Source organism: uncultured Shewanella sp. (assembly GCF_947501665.1).
In the GTDB taxonomy this organism is placed as follows: Bacteria; Pseudomonadota; Gammaproteobacteria; order Enterobacterales; family Shewanellaceae; genus Shewanella.
The window spans coordinates 103,094-125,689 of record NZ_CANMWS010000003.1; the positions used below are offsets into that span (position 1 = coordinate 103,094).

General features: G+C 39.8%; 19 protein-coding genes. 6 read left to right on the forward strand and 13 right to left on the reverse strand.

Going from position 1 to position 22,596, the window contains the following annotated elements; translation table 11 throughout:
• Positions 1-226 precede the first annotated feature (226 nt).
• The 5 genes from Q0976_RS03080 to leuS form a co-directional block, all read right to left on the reverse strand.
• Positions 227-1,036, reverse strand: coding sequence for a hypothetical protein (locus Q0976_RS03080; RefSeq protein ID WP_299490857.1), 810 nt, complete (start codon positions 1,034-1,036; stop codon positions 227-229).
• A 553-nt stretch (positions 1,037-1,589) separates the two neighbouring features.
• Positions 1,590-2,213, reverse strand: a complete 624-nt coding sequence (nadD, locus tag Q0976_RS03085) for a nicotinate-nucleotide adenylyltransferase (RefSeq protein WP_299490858.1) — start codon at positions 2,211-2,213, stop codon at positions 1,590-1,592.
• 52 nt (positions 2,214-2,265) lie between these two features.
• A complete protein-coding gene (gene holA / locus Q0976_RS03090; protein ID WP_299490859.1) occupies positions 2,266-3,294 on the reverse strand; it encodes a DNA polymerase III subunit delta in 1,029 nt (342 codons plus the stop codon).
• A 94-nt stretch (positions 3,295-3,388) separates the two neighbouring features.
• Positions 3,389-3,883, reverse strand: coding sequence for an LPS assembly lipoprotein LptE (lptE, locus tag Q0976_RS03095; protein ID WP_299490861.1), 495 nt, complete (start codon positions 3,881-3,883; stop codon positions 3,389-3,391).
• Positions 3,884-4,111: 228 nt separating this feature from the next.
• Positions 4,112-6,688: a leucine--tRNA ligase gene (leuS, locus tag Q0976_RS03100; protein ID WP_299490864.1), complete on the reverse strand. Its 2,577-nt coding sequence runs from the start codon at positions 6,686-6,688 to the stop codon at positions 4,112-4,114.
• A 123-nt stretch (positions 6,689-6,811) separates the two neighbouring features.
• Between leuS and Q0976_RS03105 the strand changes: the two genes are divergently transcribed.
• A complete protein-coding gene (locus tag Q0976_RS03105) occupies positions 6,812-7,312 on the forward strand; it encodes a zinc ribbon-containing protein (RefSeq protein ID WP_299490866.1) in 501 nt (166 codons plus the stop codon).
• Positions 7,313-7,436: 124 nt separating this feature from the next.
• Complete coding sequence (locus Q0976_RS03110) at positions 7,437-8,705, forward strand: BamA/TamA family outer membrane protein (protein ID WP_299490868.1); 1,269 nt, start codon at positions 7,437-7,439, stop codon at positions 8,703-8,705.
• 55 nt (positions 8,706-8,760) lie between these two features.
• Here Q0976_RS03110 and lnt read toward each other — a convergent pair whose 3' ends face one another.
• The 6 genes from lnt to Q0976_RS03140 form a co-directional block, all read right to left on the reverse strand.
• Complete coding sequence (gene lnt, locus Q0976_RS03115; protein WP_299490869.1) at positions 8,761-10,392, reverse strand: apolipoprotein N-acyltransferase; 1,632 nt, start codon at positions 10,390-10,392, stop codon at positions 8,761-8,763.
• Positions 10,393-10,430: 38 nt separating this feature from the next.
• A complete protein-coding gene (gene corC, locus Q0976_RS03120; protein WP_299490871.1) occupies positions 10,431-11,306 on the reverse strand; it encodes a CNNM family magnesium/cobalt transport protein CorC in 876 nt (291 codons plus the stop codon).
• 27 nt (positions 11,307-11,333) lie between these two features.
• A complete protein-coding gene (gene ybeY, locus Q0976_RS03125) occupies positions 11,334-11,798 on the reverse strand; it encodes an rRNA maturation RNase YbeY (RefSeq protein ID WP_299490874.1) in 465 nt (154 codons plus the stop codon).
• Positions 11,788-12,831, reverse strand: coding sequence for a PhoH family protein (locus tag Q0976_RS03130; protein WP_299490877.1), 1,044 nt, complete (start codon positions 12,829-12,831; stop codon positions 11,788-11,790). The genes ybeY and Q0976_RS03130 overlap by 11 nt, the downstream gene beginning before the upstream one ends.
• Before the next feature lie 141 nt (positions 12,832-12,972).
• Positions 12,973-14,400, reverse strand: coding sequence for a tRNA (N6-isopentenyl adenosine(37)-C2)-methylthiotransferase MiaB (miaB, locus tag Q0976_RS03135; protein WP_299490879.1), 1,428 nt, complete (start codon positions 14,398-14,400; stop codon positions 12,973-12,975).
• Positions 14,401-14,541: 141 nt separating this feature from the next.
• Positions 14,542-15,417 carry a hypothetical protein gene (locus Q0976_RS03140; protein ID WP_299490881.1) on the reverse strand — a complete coding sequence of 292 codons (876 nt, stop codon included), beginning with the start codon at positions 15,415-15,417 and terminating at the stop codon, positions 14,542-14,544.
• Positions 15,418-16,500: 1,083 nt separating this feature from the next.
• Here Q0976_RS03140 and Q0976_RS03145 point away from each other — a divergent pair.
• Both Q0976_RS03145 and Q0976_RS03150 read left to right on the forward strand, forming a co-directional pair.
• The gene (locus Q0976_RS03145; RefSeq protein ID WP_299490883.1) at positions 16,501-17,271 is read left to right on the forward strand and encodes a class II aldolase/adducin family protein; all 771 of its coding nucleotides are present in this window, start codon (positions 16,501-16,503) and stop codon (positions 17,269-17,271) included.
• A gap of 159 nt (positions 17,272-17,430) precedes the next feature.
• On the forward strand, positions 17,431-18,606 hold the full coding sequence (locus Q0976_RS03150; protein WP_299490886.1) for a mandelate racemase/muconate lactonizing enzyme family protein: 1,176 nt from the start codon (positions 17,431-17,433) through the stop codon (positions 18,604-18,606).
• 8 nt (positions 18,607-18,614) lie between these two features.
• Here the strand turns inward: Q0976_RS03150 and Q0976_RS03155 are convergent, their stop codons facing one another.
• Positions 18,615-19,511 carry an amidohydrolase family protein gene (locus Q0976_RS03155; RefSeq protein WP_299490888.1) on the reverse strand — a complete coding sequence of 299 codons (897 nt, stop codon included), beginning with the start codon at positions 19,509-19,511 and terminating at the stop codon, positions 18,615-18,617.
• Between the two features lie 104 nt (positions 19,512-19,615).
• Positions 19,616-20,341, reverse strand: coding sequence for an SDR family oxidoreductase (locus Q0976_RS03160; protein ID WP_299490890.1), 726 nt, complete (start codon positions 20,339-20,341; stop codon positions 19,616-19,618).
• A 254-nt stretch (positions 20,342-20,595) separates the two neighbouring features.
• On the opposite strand from Q0976_RS03160, the gene Q0976_RS03165 reads away from it, so the two are divergent.
• Positions 20,596-21,831 (forward strand): FAD-dependent monooxygenase, encoded by a 1,236-nt coding sequence (locus Q0976_RS03165; RefSeq protein ID WP_299491082.1) that lies wholly within the window; start codon positions 20,596-20,598, stop codon positions 21,829-21,831.
• Between the two features lie 130 nt (positions 21,832-21,961).
• Positions 21,962-22,546 (forward strand): aminoacyl-tRNA hydrolase, encoded by a 585-nt coding sequence (gene pth, locus Q0976_RS03170; protein ID WP_299490892.1) that lies wholly within the window; start codon positions 21,962-21,964, stop codon positions 22,544-22,546.
• Positions 22,547-22,596 lie beyond the last annotated feature (50 nt).

Below are 22,596 nucleotides of genomic sequence, written 5' to 3' on the forward strand. Positions count from 1 at the left end.
TGTAATTATGACAAATTTATTTGTCATTTAATCTTAGTTTAAAACTGATTTCTTCTGATTTTTTGTTATAAAATTAGTGTTAAGTTGGGAGAGAATGATATGTTTCTTATGATTTAGCTACATGGTAATGCGTATGAGCCCCTCTGGTATCACTTTTCTAAGTGGGATATAACTGATTGAGGCAAGGGGCTTGAGGTGATAGTTTTTATATCTATTTTATGACGGGTTACCCCATCATGATGAGGCCAATGTCTTGTAATGAAACCTCACCATTGTTAAGTTCTGAACCATAATCATTTAATAGAACGCCAGCAGTACAGACGCGGTTGGCGATATCTTCTAAATGAGTGTCAACAGTCTCTAATTGTGTTTCGACAGCTTCTAATTTTGTGGCGGTTGTATTTAAATAGGTATCAGTGACATCGATGCGATCGTTTATTGTGCTGATTTGGTTATCTACAAGACCCAGTTCACTGACATTATTGCGGATAAGAGCATTGTTAAATTCAATATTTTCATCGATAGCATGGATTTTAGATTCCATGACTTCAGTCACTTCTGCGGCAAAAACAGACTTTTCTGGAACGACTTTACCCTCATTAAGAGTGAATTGTTTACTGCCTACACTTATTTCAAGTGAAGCTTCAGCGACATCAATTTCAAGTGCGCCACCGGTTCTTATTCTCATATCAAGGCCAAAAGTGTACCATTCTTCAGCGCCTAATACGGTCTTAGATTCATTGCCAAAAATATGCGTTGTTTCGTTGCCAAAAACAGTCGTGTTGCTATTTTCGACCTCGATTTTTAGGCCAAGTATGGATGTTTCAGTTTTATCTTTATTTTCTTGCCAGCTACTTTCTTCTTCATCGTCATTGCTTTCTTCCTCATCGCTACTGTTTTCCTCTTCCTCTTCCTCTTCCTCTTCCTCTTCCTCTTCTCTCTCTCTTTCACTGCCGCCATCTTCTTTAGTGGTGGTTTCATTTTCAATGTTATGGCTTTCTTCAGTGGTCTCTTCTGTTGTTTGCTCGTTGCTCATGTCATCCCCCTGCAATGAATAGAATAAGGGGTTTATGTCTTATCTATTCGAGTCGATATTTCTGGCGTAAAGAAAGTATTCTCAAGACTATTGACTTTATTTTTGTGCTGGTTAGATGATTGCGTAAAATTTTGTAAATTGTGTTAGCACAGCGGCATCACTGGCTAATAAGCTCAAGATGATAGCATTATCAAATATAGACAAAATATAAATAAATCGGAGTCGAGTTGAGATTGAGTAATCTAAAATGGCATTTATTAGCAAGTGCCATTTAAAGTACAGTCAGAATAGTTCTTTACATACATATATTCAATGCATATCGCATTAAACATCGATCATGATGGTTTCATTTATATCAACATAACATGGTGATGAAGCAAGTATTTTGTTGATGAGTGTGCTTTTCATGTTTGAGTTATCAGCAAAGTGGAATAATTTGCGTTTTTAAGTAAAAAATTATTATGCATATTTATGTAATGATTTATCTTGTCGTTCTAATGTTTTATACAGTTAATTTATGTTAATTTTATGATCTTATATTTACCCGTATTATTTACTGATATAAATGATGTGCCTTTATGTAATGGCAAACGGGCATTGGCATAGCGGTAGTATCAAGAATCTTTTGTTTTAATTGGTGGCGAATGTTGCTTGAAGAATAGGGCTGTTCTTCTATATCGATATGGTAAATAAGTCCACTTTTCTTTTGCATATTTTTAGTGATTGATAAGCGTTTTTTATATTCAATATATATTGGGTCTGTTTTTGTTAAATTACAATTGGGGCGCTGGCAAATAATTAAGTGACATAAATTGAACAATGTTTTCCATTGGTGCCATTGAGGAAGCGATAAAAAGGAATCCATTCCCATTAAAAAGTAAAATGTATGCTCAGGATGTGCTTGGGTTAATTGCGTTAAACTGGCTACTGTGTAAGAAGGGGCTTCACGTCTAGCTTCTAAATCACAAAGCTTGAATTGCGCTAAGGTCTTGCATGTTTGTTCAACCATATTGAGTCTGTCTTGTGTGGTGACAACTGTTTTTTCTTTATGGGGAGGAATATGATTTGGCATTAGCCAAATCTCATCCAGTGCTAATGCTTTGAGAACCGTTTGAGCTGGGCGAATATGTCCAAAATGAAGGGGGTCAAAAGTGCCTCCTAATATGCCTATATGCATGTATTGTTCCTAAATAATATGACACAGGGTATTAATGTTAATGAAATACACTCTATATTTCGATATGGGCCAGCTGAGAGTGGGCTTGAGGATCAAATAATAAACATAGGTGACTTAATGCAACCCAATCATCATAGCCTTGTTGTTTAACCTTGATTTCTAATGCTGATGTTTTGATAAGCAAATGCTCAATATGAGAGAGAGTGAGCCGAGATAACGTTGCTTGATAAGCCGATTTTTTTTTATCCCAAATACGCAGTTGTGTCCACAAGTTTTGTAATGTTAGCTTGTCTTCTTGGGCTGTTTTTAATTGTGATAACTTAGTAACCTCTTGAAACAAACTCCATAATATAATGGGCAGAGCGACACCTTCAGCTTTTAATTGAACAAGTATATGCTGCGCTTTTTTTTGTTTATTATATAACAATGCATCCATGAGCTGAAAAACACTAAAGCGAGATTGATTAACAAAATATTGTTCAAGGTGATGACTGTGGATCTCTTGTGTTGGGCTGAGTAATGTTAATAATTGCAAGGCTTGATCTGCCGCCAATAAATTACCTTCATAAAGGCTCGTTAACATTTTTTGTGCATCATTATTGATACGCAGTTTAAAATGACGAATTCGCTCATCGAGCCAACGTTGAAATTGTGGCCCTTCTGGTGTTGGACAAGGAATGAATATACCAGCCTGATCTAGGCTCTTAAACCATTTACTTTTTGTTTGTTCACTGGCCACTTTAGGGCCTGTAATTAATAATAGAACATCAGGATTAGGGACTTTCAGTACTGATTGCAGCATAGCGCTGCCTTGGGCGCCTGGTTTAGCTTGAGGTAAAGTCAATTCAATGATCCGGCGAGTAGAGAATAGGCTGAGTGTATGCCATTGCTCATGCAAGTCGTCCCAATTAAATTGTGCTTCTTGAGTTAACTGAATGGTTTCATCAAACCCTTGCTTTTTGGCTTTATGTAATATGTGACAGCGTGTGATCTCACATAACCAAGGATCATCACCAAACACCATGTAGCATTGTTTCAATGGTGAGAGGTGTTTGCTGATTTGATCCGGGTAAACTCTCATTGGTTGATTCTCATACGGCACAGAGCCTAGTCGCTTTTGGGCTTAATTGTACTCTTATTAAGTGATGAATATAATGGATTTCAACAATGTGAAATCAATTGACTTCAATACTAGAGAGTTGCTGGATTATTTGATCCGCCGCTTGTATACGCATTTCTTTTAGTAATAGGCTGCGCTCTCGGCTTTTAGCGAGGGCCGCACTTGGGTTATCTAGGTATTCCCGATGAATTTCAACGCTAAAAGGTTGAGATTCTTCATCTGGTAGCTGTACAGCATAAAAAACAGTATAGGTGAGATCATATTCAGCAACACTACCTGTCGGATATACAGATAAAACCATACGTTCAAGTGAGTCTTTAATGATGCGTAATGTGGCGACATTTTTTGCAGGATCAACAAGATTGACTTGATTGAGTCGCAGCCTTTCTTTCATTAGCCGGGTTAATTCACTGTACTCATCTGGAGTGGATAAGCTCAAGGTGTCTAATTGTGAGGGTAACTGATAGTTTCCTTGTAAACGAAAACCACAACCGACACTTAACAGGATAATGAACGAAAAAATTAATGTAATTATGCGTTTGATGAGCATAGGAGTGATTATTATTCCTTAGTTAGCTATGCTTGATAATAACAATAATAGCGTTAAGTCTCATTAATAGTGAACCAATAATGAGCGCTAAAAGTGAAATTCACAATAGCTGTATTGGGTTTTGTACTTTTTATATTACCAAGCCTATTAAAATGCGTGTTGCAATAGGCTTGGTATTGTTTACTCAAATAGGCCAATAATCTCTCGTTGGCCTACTTTTTTAGTGTGTTAATTCGCCACAATATTGAGTAGTTTTCCTGGGATAAAAATCACTTTACGGATTGTTTTCCCGTCGGTGTGTTTAATCACACCTTCTGCGTCCATTGCTAAGGCTTCAACAGCATCTTTGTTTGCATCAGCGGCAACGGTGATTTTTGCACGTAATTTACCATTAACTTGAACAATGATGAGCTTACTGTCTTCGACTAACGCTGTTTCGTCAACTTCAGGCCATAATACATTTTCAATGTCGTCATTATGCCCGAGTTCATGCCATAAGTTAAATGTAACATGAGGAATGATAGGGTAAAGTAAACGAACCAGTGCCGAAAGGGCTTCGGTCATTAAAGCCCTATCTTGCTCTGTGGTTTGCGGTGCTTTCTGCAGGTGATTCATCAATTCCATGACAGCGGCAATAGCAGTATTAAACATTTGACGACGGCCTAAGTCGTCACCGACTTTGCTAATCGTTTTATGAAGTTCACGGCGAAGTGCTTTTTGTTCGGTATTGAGGCTTGTGACATCCAGTGGGACGGTGGGTCCTTGACTGATATGATCGTGAGCGAGTTTCCATAAACGTTTAATAAATCGATGTGCGCCTTCTACACCAGATTCTTGCCACTCTAATGTCAGTTCTGGAGGTGAAGCAAACATCATAAATAAACGCACTGTATCTGCGCCGTACTTCTCAACCATGGCCTGAGGATCGATACCATTATTTTTTGATTTCGACATCTTGCTCATGCCAGTGTAGACAAGCTCATGGCCTTCACTGTCGGTAGCTTTGACAATACGTCCTTTATCATCAGTTTCTGTTGTTACATCTGTTGGGGCAACCCAAATACGTGCACCTTTTTCATTGGTGTAGTAAAACGCATCGGCCAATACCATACCTTGGGTTAGTAAGCGTTTGGCAGGTTCGCTTGAGTCAACCAGTCCAATATCTCGAAGTAACTTATGGAAAAAACGGAAGTAAAGTAAATGCATGCAAGCATGTTCAATCCCGCCGATATATTGATCTACGGGTAGCCAATAGTTGGCTTTTGCAGGATCTAACATGGCATCAGCATCAGGACTACAATAACGTGCATAGTACCAAGATGACTCCATGAAGGTATCGAAAGTATCCGTTTCACGCAGTGCATCTTGACCGTTAACTTGCGTTTTAGCCCATTCTTTATCTGCCTTGATTGGGCTTTGAATGCCATCCATAACGACATCTTCAGGTAATATTACAGGTAGCTGCTCTTCGGGTGTGGGCACGACGCTGCCATCGGCGAGTGTGACCATTGGGATGGGAGCGCCCCAATAACGTTGACGAGACACGCCCCAATCACGCAAGCGGAAGTTGACTTGACGTTTTCCTTTGCCTTCTTTCACTAGTTTGGCATCGATAGCATCAAAAGCAGCTTGAAAATCCAAGCCATCAAATTCCCCAGAGTTAAACAAAGTGCCCTTGTCAGTAAAAGCCGCCTCGCTCAGATCGAGCTCACCCTCATTTGGCTTGATAACACCTTTGATAGTGATGCCATATTTATGGGCAAATTCATAATCACGTTGGTCGTGAGCAGGAACCGACATGACTGCGCCAGTACCATAATTCATTAAGACAAAATTACCCACCCAGATTGGCACCGCTTCACCCGTTAATGGATGAATCGCATTTAGACCGGTTGCGACGCCTTTTTTCTCCATGACGGCCATTTCAGCTTCAGTGGTGCCTGCATTTTTGCATTCTTCAATAAAAGCGGTGAGTTCAGCATTGTTTTTGGCGGCTTGCAACGCAAGGGGGTGAGCGGCTGCAATGGCGACATAGGTGACACCCATTACGGTATCGGGACGAGTTGTATAAATATCAAAACTACTGTCTTGATTTTCAACTTGGAAGGTCATTTCAATACCTTCACTGCGGCCAATCCAATTACGTTGCATGGCTTTAACTTGTTCAGGCCAGCCTTCAAGTTTATCGATATCGCTTAATAACTCATCCGCATATTCAGTAATTTTGATAAACCACTGAGGAATTTCTTTTTGTTCCACTTCTGTGTCGCAACGCCAGCAGCAGCCATCAATGACCTGTTCATTGGCCAAAACGGTTTCATCATTAGGACACCAATTGACCGAAGCCGTTTTTTTGTAGACTAGGCCTTTATCGTATAGTTTGGTAAAAAACCATTGTTCCCAACGATAGTATTCAGGAGTACAGGTGGCTATTTCTCTGCTCCAGTCATAGCCAAAACCCAGCATTTTAAGCTGGTTTTTCATGTAGTCGATATTTTCATAGGTCCATGGCGCAGGTGCTGAACTGTTTTTTATTGCCGCATTTTCAGCAGGAAGACCAAAGGAATCCCAGCCAATAGGCTGAAGGACATTTTTACCTTGTAGTTTTTGGTAACGGGCAACAACATCGCCTATTGTGTAGTTACGTACATGGCCCATATGCAGGCGACCAGAAGGGTAAGGGAACATTGAAAGACAATAAAACTTTTCTTTGCTTTCGTCTTCTGTCACTTCAAATGTTTTGGTGTTTTTCCAGTGCTCTTGCACTTTTTCTTCAACTGTTGAAGGATTATATTGCTCTTGCATCAATCATTTTCCGGCCATGCCGCCTATTATTGGAACTAGCGCTGTTTTTTGCGCGGGTAAAATATGGGCATAGAATAAACCAGAAGTGCATTATTAAAAAGGATCATGTGAGGAGTATTTATTATGAGTGAGCGAAGCCAGGCCTTATTAAAGCTATATGCTGAATTATTTGAACATGTAAAAAAGGAACATGAACATGATAACAGTATGACTATAAAGAAGTTATATAAAGAAGTATCTCAGTGTAAAGAATATTTGGCGCTAAAAGCACAAATTAAAGAAGATGAGCTCGCTTTAGTCGAACAATTTTTAAAAAGAGACATTGCAAGCTTTTTACAAGAGAAGAATGCTGCAGATTTGAGTCATAGCCCTTTTATTATTGCAGCTAAAAATACATTTTGGCATTGGCTAAGTGAAATCACGGATAGAAGCCAACTTGAATGGACCGAGATGACACAAGACTTTAAACATCAAGGAGTCTATAACAGTGGTGAAATTATTGCGCAAGGTTGTTTAGCGTGCACGGCTTGCGGTCATAAAATGTATATTGAATTTCCAGATCTCATTCCAGATTGTCCAGAGTGCGATAATGATGAATTTTATCGCGAAGCATTGACGCCATAATGGATGTTGAATGAATCAAAAATGGGTGACTTAACGATAAATGCTTTTAACCATGTCATGATCCTCCCTTGATATAAGGATTGAGTTTAAGGATGGTAAGGGGGAATAAATAAAAGGAATTAGTATGAATAAATATTGCTATCTTCTTTTGGCAATTTGTTACTTTACTTGCCAAGCAGAGGAAACAATACAAGTTAACAATACCGATGAGATTGTGGGGGCAAAAGGCACTATGGCCAATACGGTCAGTCAGAAAAATTTTGTGATCCCTTATCCTTATTATAGTCAAGTCACAGCAGCAACTGCTGGTGTTGTGTTAGCAAGTCAAGGTGTATTTCAGCCTCAAATAACGGCTTTCGCAAACTTTATTTACTCAACGAATGACTCAAAAATAGCTTATTTTCAAATTGAAGATGTACAAATTTATAAGCGATTCTTCTTAGAAGCTAAAATATTAGCCGGTCATTGGGGGAGTGTTGATTATTATACTGACCGGACTAATGATTCTAATGAAAATGATTATATTGAAATCAGTGCAGATGACCAATGGTATCGATTGAATCTAGATTACTTATTGCCAATAGGTAATGGCAAAAAGCAAATTATTGATCGTTATGAAATTGATGGAGCCATTTTAGTGCCTGATACCGCCAGTGGAGGGGAGTCGTGGAACCCGCTTATTTCAGGTCGAAGTTATTTACAACTTAGGCCGTTTTATCGCAAAGAAGACTTGAAGGGGGTGGGGCAATTTGCCACTTCAGGTGTTGGAGTCGGATTTTATATAGATAATCGTGATTGGCCAATTAATCCTAGTCGAGGATATACCTTACAAGCAGAATTTAAACATGATTGGGGTAATTTAAGTGATTCTGTTGAATGGTCGGCAATTGAAGCATCTTTTTCTAAATATATCAATTTAGGAACAAGTGACTTTTTTTTACAGCAAGTCTTGGCCTTTGATGTGTGGACATTGGATATTCCTACATGGGATGACACGACAGTGGTTGGTGGTCAAACAGTGTTCAAGCGTCCACCGCCTTTTTCAGGATTGAGCTTAGGTGGCTGGGATCGCTTTAGAGGTTACAATGCTAATCGGTTTGAAGACAAAGCGGCCATTGATTATCAAGTGGAATATCGCATGATCCCAGAGTGGAATCCTTTTCCTCATATTCCATTGATTAAAAGATTGAAAATTCCTTTTTGGCAATGGGCAGTATTTGCTGAATTAGGCCGAGTGGCTCCTGAATGGCAAATTGACACATTACACTCCCATATGCGTTGGAATGCAGGGGTGGGGATGCGAGCATTTGTCAATGGCATGCTGGTGAGAATGGACTTGGCTGCGTCAAAAGAAGGTGGGCAGGTACAGATGATAGTCGATCAACCTTTTTGAAGAACAATAAGATGCCGCGGGATCTTGTTCGTTGCGGCATCTTTCATGTTGAGTTTTATTTTTGCTTGAAACGAATGCTCAAGGCAATCATAAAAAACATTCCGCTTAACAGTAGTATTGGCCACTCCCCCCAGTGAGCAAAAGGGGTCATACCGGTTAATAAAGGTACCTTAGCGGTTAATACACCCGTTTCAAATTGGGGTAATTTTTTGGTAATAACGCCTTTTTCATTCACGATAGCTGTCACGCCAGTATTGGTTGCTCTTAATAAAGGGCGGCCTAACTCTACTGCTCGCATTTGAGCGATTTCCATGTGCTGTAACGGGCCATTGGAGCGGCCAAACCACGCATCATTAGAGATAGTGAGTAATAAGTTAGTATCGTTACTAAAATTGGCTCTGACTTGTTCTGGGAAGGCTATTTCATAACAGATCGCAGGTAAAATATGATAACCCAATGCAGTGAGGTTAGGTTGTTGATAGGCACCTCGTGCAAAAGAAGACATGGGTAAGTTGAAGAAGGGCGCTAAGGGCCTTAAAAGGGCCTCAAAAGGCACAAATTCACCGATAGGAAGTAAATGATGTTTTTTGTATTCATTGACACCATTGCCTTGGTAATCGGCTTGCATTTGTGTTTTTTTGTTATGATTTCCAAGCACGATGAGTGAATTATAAAAATCATCGCCTTGCTGACTAATAATACCTGTGAGTATGGCGCTATTATTTAAATTCGCGACACGGTTGGCATTACTGAGAAAATCTTCGACCAAATATTCAGGCGCTGGAATGGCCGCTTCAGGCCAGATAATTAAATCTGCGTCAGTGTGTGCTTGTTTATTCTGTGGGTTTGATAAGGATTGTGACTCTTGATTTGATGGGTTATCGTCATGCTTAAAAGCATTATCAACAGGGGCAAATTCAGGTCGAGTGAGATCCATATATTTTAGCATGGTTGGCCAGAGTGCCTCAGGTTGCCATTTCATGCTTTGTGGAATATTACCTTGTACTAAGACGACATTAACCGTTTTATGTATGGGAGTAATTGCACTGGTATTAATGGCAACTAAGGTGCACACCGTTATGACAGGTATTAAAATGGCGAGGCTTTTCCAACGTTTTTGGATGCATAATGCCAGTGCGCCACAAAGTAACGCAATGATAAAACTGAGGCCTAAGGCCCCAATCACACTGGCGAGCATTTTGAGTGGGCCTTGGGTTTGACTGTATCCCGCCCACAGCCAAGGAAACCCCGTTAGCACCCAACCTCTTGCCCATTCGGTCAATGTCCACAGCGCGGGAAATAAGATGAGATTGCGTAATATCCCCGTATTAGGAGCTATTTTCTGTAATAAATAGCCTGTTAAGCCTGCATAAAGTCCTAAATAAAGCGCCAATAAGGCCATTAAGCCTAATGAGGCTATAATGGGCAAGCCTCCGAAATGATCCATGCTGACATGAACCCAGCTGATCCCGACAGAAAAACAACCAAAACCAAAACTGAGCCAGTATGTAAAAGCCGTTTTTGCTGATAAATGTTGACTTTGATGCAATACAAAGGTGAGGGCAATGAAATAAACAGGCCATAAAAAATAGGGGGCAAATGCTAGAGCGGTTATCCCGCCAGCTAGATAGGCTAATACTAGCCTTCCAATAGGATGATGGGCTAACGCCCGAAATGTATTCAGCATGCTAGCCTCATAGTGATGCTCAATTGAAGTGAGAAGCCTTAAGTGACTTTTTCTTCAATATTGGATGTAGGAAGTTTGACGCTTAGTTGAATCAGTCTGCGCGTATCGGCGCTGACGACTTTAAATTCAATACCGTCTATGGTAATTTTTTCATCTCTTGCTGGTAAGTGTCCAAACGCATGAGACACTAAGCCGCCAACAGTATCAAATTCTTCGTCACTAAAGCGGGTGTTAAACTTGTCATTAAAGTCATCGATGGGAGTCAGCGCTTTAATCATGTAAACATGTTTAGCCACTTGGCGAATTTCGGTTTCTTCGGCGGATTCATGTACAAATTCATCTTCGATTTCACCAACAATTTCTTCTAAAATATCTTCAATGGTGATAAGTCCTGATACACCACCATATTCATCGACCACTATGGCCATATGATATCGCTGAGAGCGGAATTCTTTGAGTAATACATCTACCCGTTTACTTTCTGGTACCACAACGGCTGGACGGATAACTTGGGTTAAGGTAAACGGCGCTTCGTTATTTTTAAACCCATATTTGAGTAAGTCTTTTGCCAGTAAAATACCTTCAATATGATCTTTGTCATCATTCACGACAGGAAAGCGTGAGTGAGCGGAGCTTATCACAGTGGATAATAGCTCTTCGACAGTATTATCGATATTGAGGCTAACGATTTGTGCGCGAGGGATCATGATGTCTCTGACACGAAGATCTGAGACTTCCAATACGCCTTCAATCATTTCTCGAGTGTCTTCAGTGATGACTTCACGTTGCTCAGCATCGTTAATCACATCGACTAATTCTTCACGATTTTGTGGTTCGCCCTGGAATAATTGACTAACTTTATCAAGCCAGCCTTTCCTTGGGGCGTTTGTACTCGGGGGGATATCATCACTCATAGTATTTCTCTGACTCATGTGAGTCTGTTACTGCTCCTGATAGGGGGGTTCAAAGCCAAGTTGGGTAATAATTTGAGTCTCGATTGACTCCATTTCCTCAGCCTCATTATTATCAATATGGTCATACCCTAGCAGATGAAGAGTGCCATGTACAACCATGTGAGCCCAATGTGCTTGCAAAGTCTTATTTTGCGCTTGAGCTTCTTTTGAGACCACCGGGGCGCAAATAATTAAATCGCCTAATAACGGCAGTTCAATTTCAGCAGGGGCTTCAAAAGGAAAAGAAAGCACATTTGTGGGTTTATCTTTTCCTCGATAATCACTGTTAAGCTGTTGGCTCTCTTCGTTATCAACGATGCGTATGGTGATTTCTGCTTCATTCATACGCCCTTTAAGAACAGTGCTGACCCATAAGCTTAAATCCGTTTCACTGGGCAAACTGGCCGTCTCATCAATGGCTATCTGTCTGTCGAGAATAAGATCAAGACTCATTTTGTTTGACTTCCTGTAATTGATGCTGACGGTCTTTGCTGCCACGGGGATGTTGGCATTTTAATTCATGTTCTTCATAAGCTTCAACAATGCGGGCAACGACAGGATGCCTGACGACATCTTTTGCCTGAAAGAAGTTGAAACTGACTTCTTCCACTTGGCTTAATACTTCAATTGCATGCCGCAAACCTGATTTTTGGTGCTTGGGTAAATCAATTTGGGTAATATCGCCTGTGATCACCGCTTTTGAATTAAAGCCAATGCGGGTAAGGAACATCTTCATTTGCTCGACAGAAGTATTCTGGCTTTCATCTAAAATAATAAAGGCATCATTGAGGGTTCGGCCACGCATGTATGCTAATGGCGCCACTTCAATGACATTACGCTCAATTAAGCGCTCCACTTTTTCAAAGCCAAGCATTTCAAATAATGCATCATATAAAGGGCGAAGATAAGGATCGACTTTCTGACTTAGATCGCCAGGCAAAAATCCCAGCTTTTCTCCTGCTTCTACAGCAGGTCGTGTCAATAGAATACGTCTGACTTCTTGTCGCTCTAATGCATCCACAGCTGCAGCAACCGCAAGGTAGGTTTTGCCTGTACCAGCAGGACCGATCCCAAAGGTAATATCATGGCTATTAATATGGGATACATAGTCACTTTGGTTGGGATTTCTTGGTTTAATAACACCTCGTTTTGTTTTGATATAGAGAGACTTATCATCACTTGGTGCTTCAAACTCTAATGCAACAGCTTCTTGAATAGCAATATGAACTTTATCAGGTTCAAGATCTGGTGTACTGCCTTTAACCGTTTGGGTCTCAATATATAGCGCTTTAAGCAGATTGTTAGCCGTTAAACAGTTTTTGGGTAAGCCCACGATTTGAAAATGGTTATCGCGATAGTTGATTTCAACACCGATTCGGCGTTCTAATTGCTTGATATTGTCATCAAAAGGGCCACAAAGAGAGGCGAGTCGACGTGTTTCAGCAGGTTCAAGATACAGGTTGAGCGTAGTTAACTTATTTGACAAAAATCACTCCAAATACTGATTGTCATTCTATTAGTTTACGAGTCTATGGACAGAAATGCTAACCTTATTTTCCGCTCCATTAAAGCAAAAATAAAAGGCAGCATTACTATGCTGCCTTTCTTATTACTTAAGTGTGTGGATTTATGATGGAATAAATTGTGTTACACCTAAATCGTCATCTTGTTTATGTTTGGCTAAGATGTCAGATGGGCGTAAATCACGACGTAAATCCATTTCATCTTCGCCACGAATGAAATTACCGCGCAAAGAGTTAGTGTAGACATCGACTATCTCTACATCAACAAAACTGCCAATATGTTTAGGTTGACCTTCAAAGTTAACCACACGATTATTTTCGGTGCGTCCTCTGAGTTCCATTGGGTTTTTAATGGAAGGGCCTTCAACTAAAATACGTTGCACTGTTCCTAACATGTTACGGCTATAACGCATGGCTTGTTGAGTAATGCGGTCTTGTAAAATCGCTAAGCGCTCTTTTTTCTCTTCTAAACTGACGTCATCGGGTAAATCTGATGCAGGTGTGCCTGGGCGAGCACTATAGATAAAGCTAAAGCTGTGATCAAAGCCTACGTCTTCAATGAGCTTCATGGTATCTGCAAAATCTTGTTTGGACTCACCCGGAAAACCAATAATAAAGTCTGAGCTAATTTGAATACCTGGACGAGCCTTATGTAAGCGGCGAATAATGGATTTATATTCAATTGCCATATGGCCGCGTTTCATTTGGGTTAAAATAAGATCGGAGCCTGATTGAACCGGTAAATGTAAGAAGCTCACTAATTCAGGCGTATCTTCATAAACATCAATGATATCTTGAGTGAATTCGATAGGATGGCTGGTGGTAAAGCGCAGTCTATCGATGCCATCAATGGCGGCGACGAAACGTAATAATTCAGCAAAAGTGCAAATGTCATCATCATGAGTGGCGCCGCGATACGCATTGACGTTTTGGCCTAATAAATTGACTTCACGAACACCTTGTTCGGCCAATTGAGCAATTTCAAGAATAATATCATCTAATGGACGACTGACTTCTTCACCACGAGTGTAGGGAACGACGCAGAAGGAGCAATATTTACTGCAACCCTCCATGATAGAGACAAAGGCGCTGGGGCCATCGGCTCTTGGTTCTGGTAGACGATCAAATTTTTCAATTTCAGGAAAACTGACATCAATGACGGCTTTTCCACCAGCTTGAATTTGATCGATCATTTCAGGCAAGCGATGAAGGGTTTGAGGTCCAAAAATAAGATCTACACATTGGGCACGATCTTTAATGGCTTTACCTTCTTGAGAAGCCACGCAGCCACCGACGCCAATAATGAGATCAGGGTTTTTATCTTTTAATTTTTTCCAGCGGCCTAATTGATGAAATACTTTTTCTTGGGCTTTTTCACGGATAGAGCAAGTGTTCAATAATAGAACGTCTGCTTCTTCAGCTTCTTCTGTTAAGGTATACCCTTGATATTCATCAAGTAAGTCAGCCATCTTTGATGAGTCATACTCATTCATTTGACAGCCCCAAGTTTTAATATGGAGTTTTTTACTCATCAGTCTGCATCACTCTTAAGAATACTGAAAAAAATAGCGGGATATTTTACCTTGCTGTTGAACTGATTACTAGCTTTACCATATAAGACGGAAGGGAAATATTGATTCATTTTTGAGTTTAATAAGGCATTAGGTTGGAAATTATTGGTTTTTATCAACATAAACTCCATTAAAAGCATATTGCTGGCCGGATTGTTTTTGTAATTGGAGTATTTCTTTAGTGCGTAAGCTGTTGCTACGTTCTAGCCCAATGGTACCGATATATTTTGCATCGATAGGCAAATAATCATAACCGCCTTCACTATTTTTGATTTTGACAAAGTTATCAGGTTTCACATCCCAGGGATTGAAGCCTGCTTTGCGTAACATTTTGAGTACGGATCCCGGAATAGCTTCAAAATCATGATTTCTGTAAATACCGCCTTTTTCTTTATGGCAAGTGAGTTGCTCACAATTCGGTATCGTGTTGAATGTACTGACGCTAATCGGTTTTTGATCTATGTCTATCATACGCTCTACTTTATGGGTCGCCAAATGAGCGTATTTTCCATTATAAAAATGTGGGCTAGTGTAGATTTCATTAAGCCTTAAGCAGGTTTTAGCCTGCGCGAGTGCATCTTTTGGTGATGAAGATTTACTGACTTTAACTCCTTTTCCATCAGGCGTAATGTATACATCTCTATTTGCCCCTTCATAGTGCTTAACCTTAGGGGTATATTTGATATCAAGAACTTTCTGTCGGCAATGTGTGTCAATTATTTTACTGAGTTGCTGCCCTCGAGTTTGAGTGGCATTTTGTTCTGGATCGCGTGCTCGTAAAAAGAAATCTTTGACAGCTATTAGCGGTCGTTTTAATTGATCTTCTATATGACTATGATCGCGTTTAATGCAGATTTCATCAGCATCACTCACTGTAATGTTATAAATCTTGTTATTTAATACTAAATGTGGCTCGACTCTTATGGTTTCAACCGCGTAATCTTTAATACCTTGGATACTGGTTAAAGTAATGGGCATAATTTGTGCTCTTATAATAATTTTAATCTGTAAATATGGCTTACTTTAATCATCATATCTTCCTAAAAAAGCCAATATTTTATTTTTTATAATAGAAGTTGGTTTAATTGGTTATTTTTTATTTTATTTGTATATAAAACAAATGATAAATAGGGTTGAATAAAATTTTAAGTGTCACTAAAAAGGCAATAATTAGCCATTGTGTTATATTTAATCTGTATTTTTATTTGATTGAGTGTGTAATCGGTAAAAAATGCATTTTTTTGATAAAAAGGACTGCGTAAAACTTGTACATGAGTCGTTATCAGTGTGGGTGAGGCTTATTAACCTGAACTCAGGATAAGCTGCGCCGCACAATAGCGCTTTTTTTGCCCCTATCTATGTTGTGTTTTCTACTAATAGTCCACTATTAGATACGAAATCCCGCCTTGATATAGACAAAAATAGCGGTATTTAGCTAAATTAAACAATAAAGAATAATTGGGCTGATTTTAACCTATTGACTTTAAATGGATTACCAATGTTCTTTGACACTCATTATCCCGAGTTCAGGTTTATTATCGATTTTAGGATTGGTACATGAATGAGAAAAAATGCCGTAATAAAGAGTCAGATTAACAGTCTCTTATATTCAATTGATATGAATATGCGAGTTTTTCATGTCACGTGGGGGATTCTCTGACAAAGAAAAGCGGTTTAGAGGGGGAGGCTGTACCTAATATTTTATGATTAAAATGTGGTTATTTCAGACATAATGCGATCATTAAGTCTCTAAGCTCGACTTTAATGCAATTAAATTTTATGGACTTTATGGATAAAGAGGGTGGTTGCTGAGCTATTACAGTCCAGATGAACACAGTTTACCAGAGTAAAGTTTAATATTATCAATCAGCTATTTTATTTTATTTAAGCGTATTATTTTTGCCATTTGTATTATGCTATTTTAAAGTGATATACCACCGTCAGTATCTTGTTTTGTTGGCTTGACTTTAGATCAAAATTTCGCTCTATTGGCTCAATACTGATAGAGGTGAGCAAGGTTTTCGTTCACCCCTCTCTATTTATCTTTTGTAGAGGCTTATTATGTTTGAATTGCCAAAAATAAACCTTAAAGACACAGTGTCAGCACAAGAGTGGCAAACGCGTGTTGAGCTTGCTGCTTGTTATCGATTGTTTGTCATGCAGGGCTGGGATGATCTTATTCATACCCATGTTTCTGCACGTATACCTGACTCTGAACATTTATTGATTAATGCATTTGGTTTGAGTTTTGATGAAATTACAGCATCAAATTTAGTGAAGATTGATATTAATGGCAATATTGTTGATCCAAATTGTCCTTTTAAGATTAATCCGGCGGGTTTTACTATTCATAGTGCTGTACATGAAGCGCGTCATGAGGATCAATGTGCCTTACATGTCCACACTAATGAAACCATTGCTATAGCGAGTTTAGAAGAGGGGTTATTGCCTCTGAGTCAATATTCTATGTTTGCACTGGCATCTCTTAGTTATCATGATTATGAAGGACTTGCGGTTGATCATGATGAAAAATTAAGATTACAGAAAGACTTAGGTTTGACGAACTTTATGCTACTGAGAAATCATGGTGCGTTAACGATGGGGAAAACTATCGGTGATGCTTTTATGCACATGTATGATTTAGTCCGTGCATGCCAAGTACAATTACAAGTCATGTCTACTGGTATGAAGCCTATTTATGTTGATCAAAGTATTGTGGATGGTATTAAAGCCCAAGCCAATATTGTGCATTCTGGCTTAACGGGCGGGCAAAAAGCTTGGCCTGCGATGATGAGAAAAGTGTTACGCCACTATCCTGATTTTGCAGATTAATGTAATCGCTTTTATGTTGAACTTTTATATTTAATCTGTTTTACCTTGTTTTTCTATTCTTGATTATGGACATGCTTAAGCTTGTTGTGGACGGTGTTGCTAACGTGCTTACCTTATGGCTTTAAACGTGTTTTAAATTAACTTTTTTGAGAGAACGCTATGAAAGTCACTCATGTAGAAATCTTTGATATTGAATGCCCTAAACGTCCTGCTTGGAATCCTGTTTTTATTCGTGTGCATACCGATGAGGGGATAAGCGGTGTCGGTGAAGCGGGTCTTGCTTATGACTGGGGCCATAGTGCTGCGGCAGCAATGATTAAGGAAATAGCAGAAGCCGTTTTAATTGGTTTTAACCCCTTTAATACTGAGCAATTATGGTCAAGGATGTTGCGTGAAAGCTTTTGGGGGTTGGGAGGAGGGCCTGTATTATATTCAGCGATGAGCGCGATTGATACTGCCCTTTGGGATATTAAAGGTAAAGCCCTAGGTGTGCCTGTTTATCAATTGTTAGGCGGTAAAGTCAATGAAGAGCTTCGTACCTATGCCAGCCAATTACAATTTGATTGGGATACCACCATTAGTAAATTAATTGAGCCAGAGGAGTATGCTCAAGCTGCGTTAAAAGCGGTTGCAGAAGGTTATGATGCGGTAAAAGTGGATCCTATAGTGTATAACCACGATGGCAGTTCATCTTTTGATCGCACTAAACTCTTCACTAAACCGCAAATGCGTCTATTTGGTAACCGGTTACGGGCTATTCGTGATGCAGTGGGTGAAGATGTGGATATTATTTTTGAATCTCACTCTTTAATGGGCGCGGCGTCAGCGATTCAAATGGGGAAAGTTATCGAAGAAGTGGGCTGTATGATGTACGAGGAACCAGTGAATTATTTAAACTCAGCCGTACACAAAAAAGTCTCTGATAATGTGAATGTCCCTATTGCGGGTGGTGAGCGTTTATACCACAGGTGGGATGTACGTTCTTATTTTGAAGATCAAAGTATTGATGTGCTTCAACCTGATGTGGGATTATGTGGCGGCTTTACCGAAGCGAAGAAAGTGTGTGATTATGCCGATGTTTATGATATTCGCATTCAAGCGCATGTGTGTGGCGGACCCGTTGCAACTGCCGCTTCATTGCATTTAGAAACTGCTATTCCTAATTTTTTAATTCATGAGCATCATACTTATGCGATTAAAGACTGGAACCGAGAACTATGCTTGCAAGATCCTCAGCCTAAAAATGGGGTGTTTAAAGTCACAGAAGTGCCCGGTATTGGCATTGAACTTAACGATGAAGTCGTTAAGCGCTCACCTAATGTGACTGTGAAGTAAAGCTATGACTATAGATTAAATTTATACCAATAAGCGGCATTAGCATAAGTGAGTGCCGTGATTTGCTCACTCGTTAGATTGAGCGTGGCGTCCAGATTAAGGTATTGTTCCCATAATGTATGATAATTTTGTGTTAATAATACTAAAGGAAAATTACTGGCTAGCATGACACGTTGACTCCCAAATGCTTTAAGGCATTGAGTGATCACTTCTTGTTGCCATTGCTTGTCATAATTTCGGTCCAGCATTTCCCAAGCCGAACATTTAATTACGCAGTGCTCAAATTGGCTTAAGGCAACAACATTGGTTTGCCATTGTTGCCAAGCAGATGGTGTTGAATCGTCAATGGAGGCATCATTTAATGGTGGCCAGCCACCGTGATTAATGATGAGCCTTAATGTGGGAAGATGGTTGAGAAGGTCCAATAACACATCAACTGAATGTTTATCGGCTAGGGGCATTTGTAAGTCAAAACTTAGCTGATTTTTGGCAAGGTAAGCTAAATTGTGTTGTACGTTTTTGTGAGAAAGTAACTCGTAAGCTTGCTCATCTAAAATATGGCGGCAACCAACAACAGATGGATACAGTAATAATTGGCTTATACTCTCTTTAAAGTCATCTTCCTTAAGTGTTAAGTCAATGCCTGCAACGGTTTTAAAAGGCAAGTTGCAGCTAGACTCTAGCCAAGCAATTTCTCGCCAAGGTTTTGTGTTATCAAATCCTGCTTCAATATGAACAAAACCCGCCAGTACTGCATCTTGCTTAAGAGTGAGTGATTGCTCATGAAAATGATGACGTAGTTTGTGTTTATCAGGCCAAAAAGGTGGATTACCTTGCTTTAGCCACTGATAATGGCCTTGAGTAAGCTCAAAAAAATGCAAATGTGGATCAATAATCTTGTTCATTTCATCAGCGCAAAAATGAGTTTATTTGATACTACTCGATTATTCAGCGCTGATGAATGTTTTTTGCTCTAATTGAAAGTTATTCTGTTTATCTGATGATATTGTTATTGTGTAGTATAACCACCATCGATTACTTGTAGGCTACCGGTAATAAATTTTGCCTTATCGGACGCCAAAAATAAAACGAGTTCAGCCACTTCTTCTGGCTGACCTAGGCGCCCTAAAGGCTGAAGTTTGGCTTCTTCTTTGTGAATATCGTCCTTATTGGCACCCGATTTGCGGCAATAACTCTCAATAGCATTGTGATATAGCGGTGTCTCAATGGTGCCGGGGCACACCGCATTCGCTCGAATATTGAAAGAGGCGTAGTCAAGGGCGGTGGTTTTTGCCATTGAAGCAAGTGCTGCTTTACTGAGGCTATAAGCAAAAGAGTTAGGTTTACCGACCAATGCTTGTTCGGATGAGATTAAAATAATGGCGCCCTGTTGATTGGCTTTCATATTGGGAAGCACAGCTTTAACGGCAGCATAAGCGCCTTTGACATTGATACTCAGGACCTTATCGAGCTGTTCTTCTTTGGTATTTTCTATTGTTGCTGAAAAATGTATTCCAGCGTTTGATACCAGTGCATCGATATGATGGTGTTGGCTTATTTTATCGATAATACTGGTGACTTGTTTAAGGTTTGTGATATCACATTGACAAAATTGGCCCAAGTCACTGGGCTGGATATCAAGATTGAACACCTGATAATTATTTTCAACAAAAAGCTTAACCACACTGAGACCAATGCCTGAGCTTCCTCCGGTGACAATACATGTTTTTTTCATTTTATCGACTCTTTTACTTCGTTAGCTTTATTGAAGATACAGGATTTGAACTTAATGCAACAGTTTTCCTTTTCTTCAGCGGATTTGCGTGATGTCTCAAGCGAGGACTGCATGTCTATGGTAAGATGCTTACTATTAAAAAGTCTTGCGATGATCGCGACTTGATTAACGTTTGAAAACACATCTTTTCAGTGATTATTAATACTAATAATAAGACATATATCGACAAATGTGAGGGGGCTTAAGTGAGCCAGATGCAAGGAGTGGATATCCAACACGATGTAGTGATCATGGGGGGCGGCATGATTGGGGCTGCCAGCGCAGTGGGACTTGCTCAGCTGGGGTTAAATGTAGCTGTATTGGAAATGACACAGCCAAAAAACTACGACGCTACGCAACCTATTGATTTACGTGTATCGGCTATTAGCGCTCAATCGGAAAGGCTCCTTGAGCGCTTAGGCGCAATGGATTTGTTACATCAAGGTCGAATGCAGAGATTTAACGGGCTTGAAACTTGGGAATTAGAGGGGTGTATTACTCGATTTCACAGTGATCAAATTGGTGAAAGTCATCTAGGTTACATTGTTGAAAACCGCTTAGTGCAATTGGCACTGTGGGAACAAATGAACCGCTTAGATAATGTTCATCTTTATTGCCCCGTAAAAGTTAAAAGGTTATCACGTCAAACTGAGTCTCATCCAGTGTCCATTCTTTCTCGTGAGCAAAAAGCGCCTTTAACATCAGGTGTGCAAATTGCTTTAGAAGATGGTCGCACGTTAACAGCGCCATTATTAGTGGGGGCTGATGGCGCCAATTCCTTTGTGCGTCAATGGGCGCAAATTGGAGTGAGTGGTTGGGATTATGCGCAATCTGCGATGCTCATTAATATAAAAATGGCGCAAGCTGAACCGCCAGTCACTTGGCAGCAATTTACCCCGGCAGGGCCTCGCTCTTTATTACCTTTACCAGATAATCATGCTTCTCTTGTTTGGTATGACAGCGCGCAAAAAATAAGGCAATTAGTACAACTGAGTAATATGGCGTTAGCCAAGCAAATTCGTGCCCAATTTCCTAGCCGCTTAAGTGCAGACTTTGAGGTGCTAGATAAAGGCAGCTTTAGTCTGACTCGTCGTCATGCACAGCGTTATTTCAGTGATAATGTAGTGATTTTAGGAGATGCGGCCCATACGATTAATCCACTCGCAGGGCAAGGTGTTAACTTAGGTTTTAAAGATGTTGATGCATTGATAGAGTCAGTGAAACAGAGAATGTCGGTTTCTGAGATCTGGTGGGATAATACAATGCTTACGCAATATCAGTCGAGTCGCTATCGAGATAATCAATTGATGATGTCGGCTATGGATGTCTTTTATGCCAGTTTTAGTAATGACTTACTGCCAATAAAAATGATGCGCAATGGGTTGCTTAAACTGGCTGATCTTAACGGCCCGATTAAACGTAAAGTGCTTAAGTATGCCATGGGTTTCTAAACAGGCATTGACGGTCATTTGTTGACAGGGTATTTGGATGCTAAAATACGTCGCTTTTATATTTTAGTGATGTTGATGGCCTCATTTATTCATAACATTGTGCCTATTGAGATAATAAAGATTGGAAAACATGAGCGATATAAAATTAATTGTGGGTCTTGCCAACCCTGGTGCTCAATATGAAAGAACACGGCACAATGCCGGTGCTTGGTATATTGAAGAATTAGTCAAATTATGTGGCGCAAACTTAGTGCCAGACAGTAAATACTTTGGATTAACGGCTAAGGCGCATTTTGAAGGCAAAGAAGTGCGCTTGTTAATTCCGACTACTTTTATGAATTTAAGCGGTAAATCTGTTGGGGCATTAGCGAATTTTTTTCGCATTAAACCGGCAGAAATTTTAGTGGCTCATGATGAACTGGATATGCCACCTGGTATTGCTAAGTTTAAGCTAGGTGGGGGGCATGGTGGGCATAATGGCTTAAAAGATATTATTGCAAAAATGGCCAATGATAAGGGCTTTTATCGTTTGCGCATAGGCATTGGGCATCCCGGTGATAGAAATTTGGTGAGTAATTACGTACTAAGTAAAGCGTCACCGACAGATCAAGGTTTGATTGATGCCGTCATCGATGAAGCTGTTCGGTCAACACAAGTATTATTTAATCAAGATATGAGCAAAGCAATGCAGAGGTTGCATTCTTTTAAAGCATAATTTAATCGTCGTCCTAATTGAATAAATTGATCAGGCGTCGAGCAGTCGAT

Coding starts and splice junctions, on each gene's coding strand:
- Q0976_RS03150 (WP_299490886.1), top strand. CDS start 17,431: ATGAAAGTCACTCATGTAGAAATCTTTGATATTGAATGCCCTAAACGT.
- lptE (WP_299490861.1), bottom strand. CDS start 3,883: ATGCTCATCAAACGCATAATTACATTAATTTTTTCGTTCATTATCCTG.
- corC (WP_299490871.1), bottom strand. CDS start 11,306: ATGAGTGATGATATCCCCCCGAGTACAAACGCCCCAAGGAAAGGCTGG.
- leuS (WP_299490864.1), bottom strand. CDS start 6,688: ATGCAAGAGCAATATAATCCTTCAACAGTTGAAGAAAAAGTGCAAGAG.
- holA (WP_299490859.1), bottom strand. CDS start 3,294: ATGAGAGTTTACCCGGATCAAATCAGCAAACACCTCTCACCATTGAAA.
- Q0976_RS03080 (WP_299490857.1), bottom strand. CDS start 1,036: ATGAGCAACGAGCAAACAACAGAAGAGACCACTGAAGAAAGCCATAAC.
- lnt (WP_299490869.1), bottom strand. CDS start 10,392: ATGCTGAATACATTTCGGGCGTTAGCCCATCATCCTATTGGAAGGCTA.
- Q0976_RS03145 (WP_299490883.1), top strand. CDS start 16,501: ATGTTTGAATTGCCAAAAATAAACCTTAAAGACACAGTGTCAGCACAA.
- Q0976_RS03155 (WP_299490888.1), bottom strand. CDS start 19,511: ATGAACAAGATTATTGATCCACATTTGCATTTTTTTGAGCTTACTCAA.
- miaB (WP_299490879.1), bottom strand. CDS start 14,400: ATGAGTAAAAAACTCCATATTAAAACTTGGGGCTGTCAAATGAATGAG.
- Q0976_RS03105 (WP_299490866.1), top strand. CDS start 6,812: ATGAGTGAGCGAAGCCAGGCCTTATTAAAGCTATATGCTGAATTATTT.
- Q0976_RS03140 (WP_299490881.1), bottom strand. CDS start 15,417: ATGCCCATTACTTTAACCAGTATCCAAGGTATTAAAGATTACGCGGTT.
- ybeY (WP_299490874.1), bottom strand. CDS start 11,798: ATGAGTCTTGATCTTATTCTCGACAGACAGATAGCCATTGATGAGACG.
- Q0976_RS03110 (WP_299490868.1), top strand. CDS start 7,437: ATGAATAAATATTGCTATCTTCTTTTGGCAATTTGTTACTTTACTTGC.
- Q0976_RS03165 (WP_299491082.1), top strand. CDS start 20,596: ATGCAAGGAGTGGATATCCAACACGATGTAGTGATCATGGGGGGCGGC.
- nadD (WP_299490858.1), bottom strand. CDS start 2,213: ATGCATATAGGCATATTAGGAGGCACTTTTGACCCCCTTCATTTTGGA.
- Q0976_RS03160 (WP_299490890.1), bottom strand. CDS start 20,341: ATGAAAAAAACATGTATTGTCACCGGAGGAAGCTCAGGCATTGGTCTC.
- pth (WP_299490892.1), top strand. CDS start 21,962: ATGAGCGATATAAAATTAATTGTGGGTCTTGCCAACCCTGGTGCTCAA.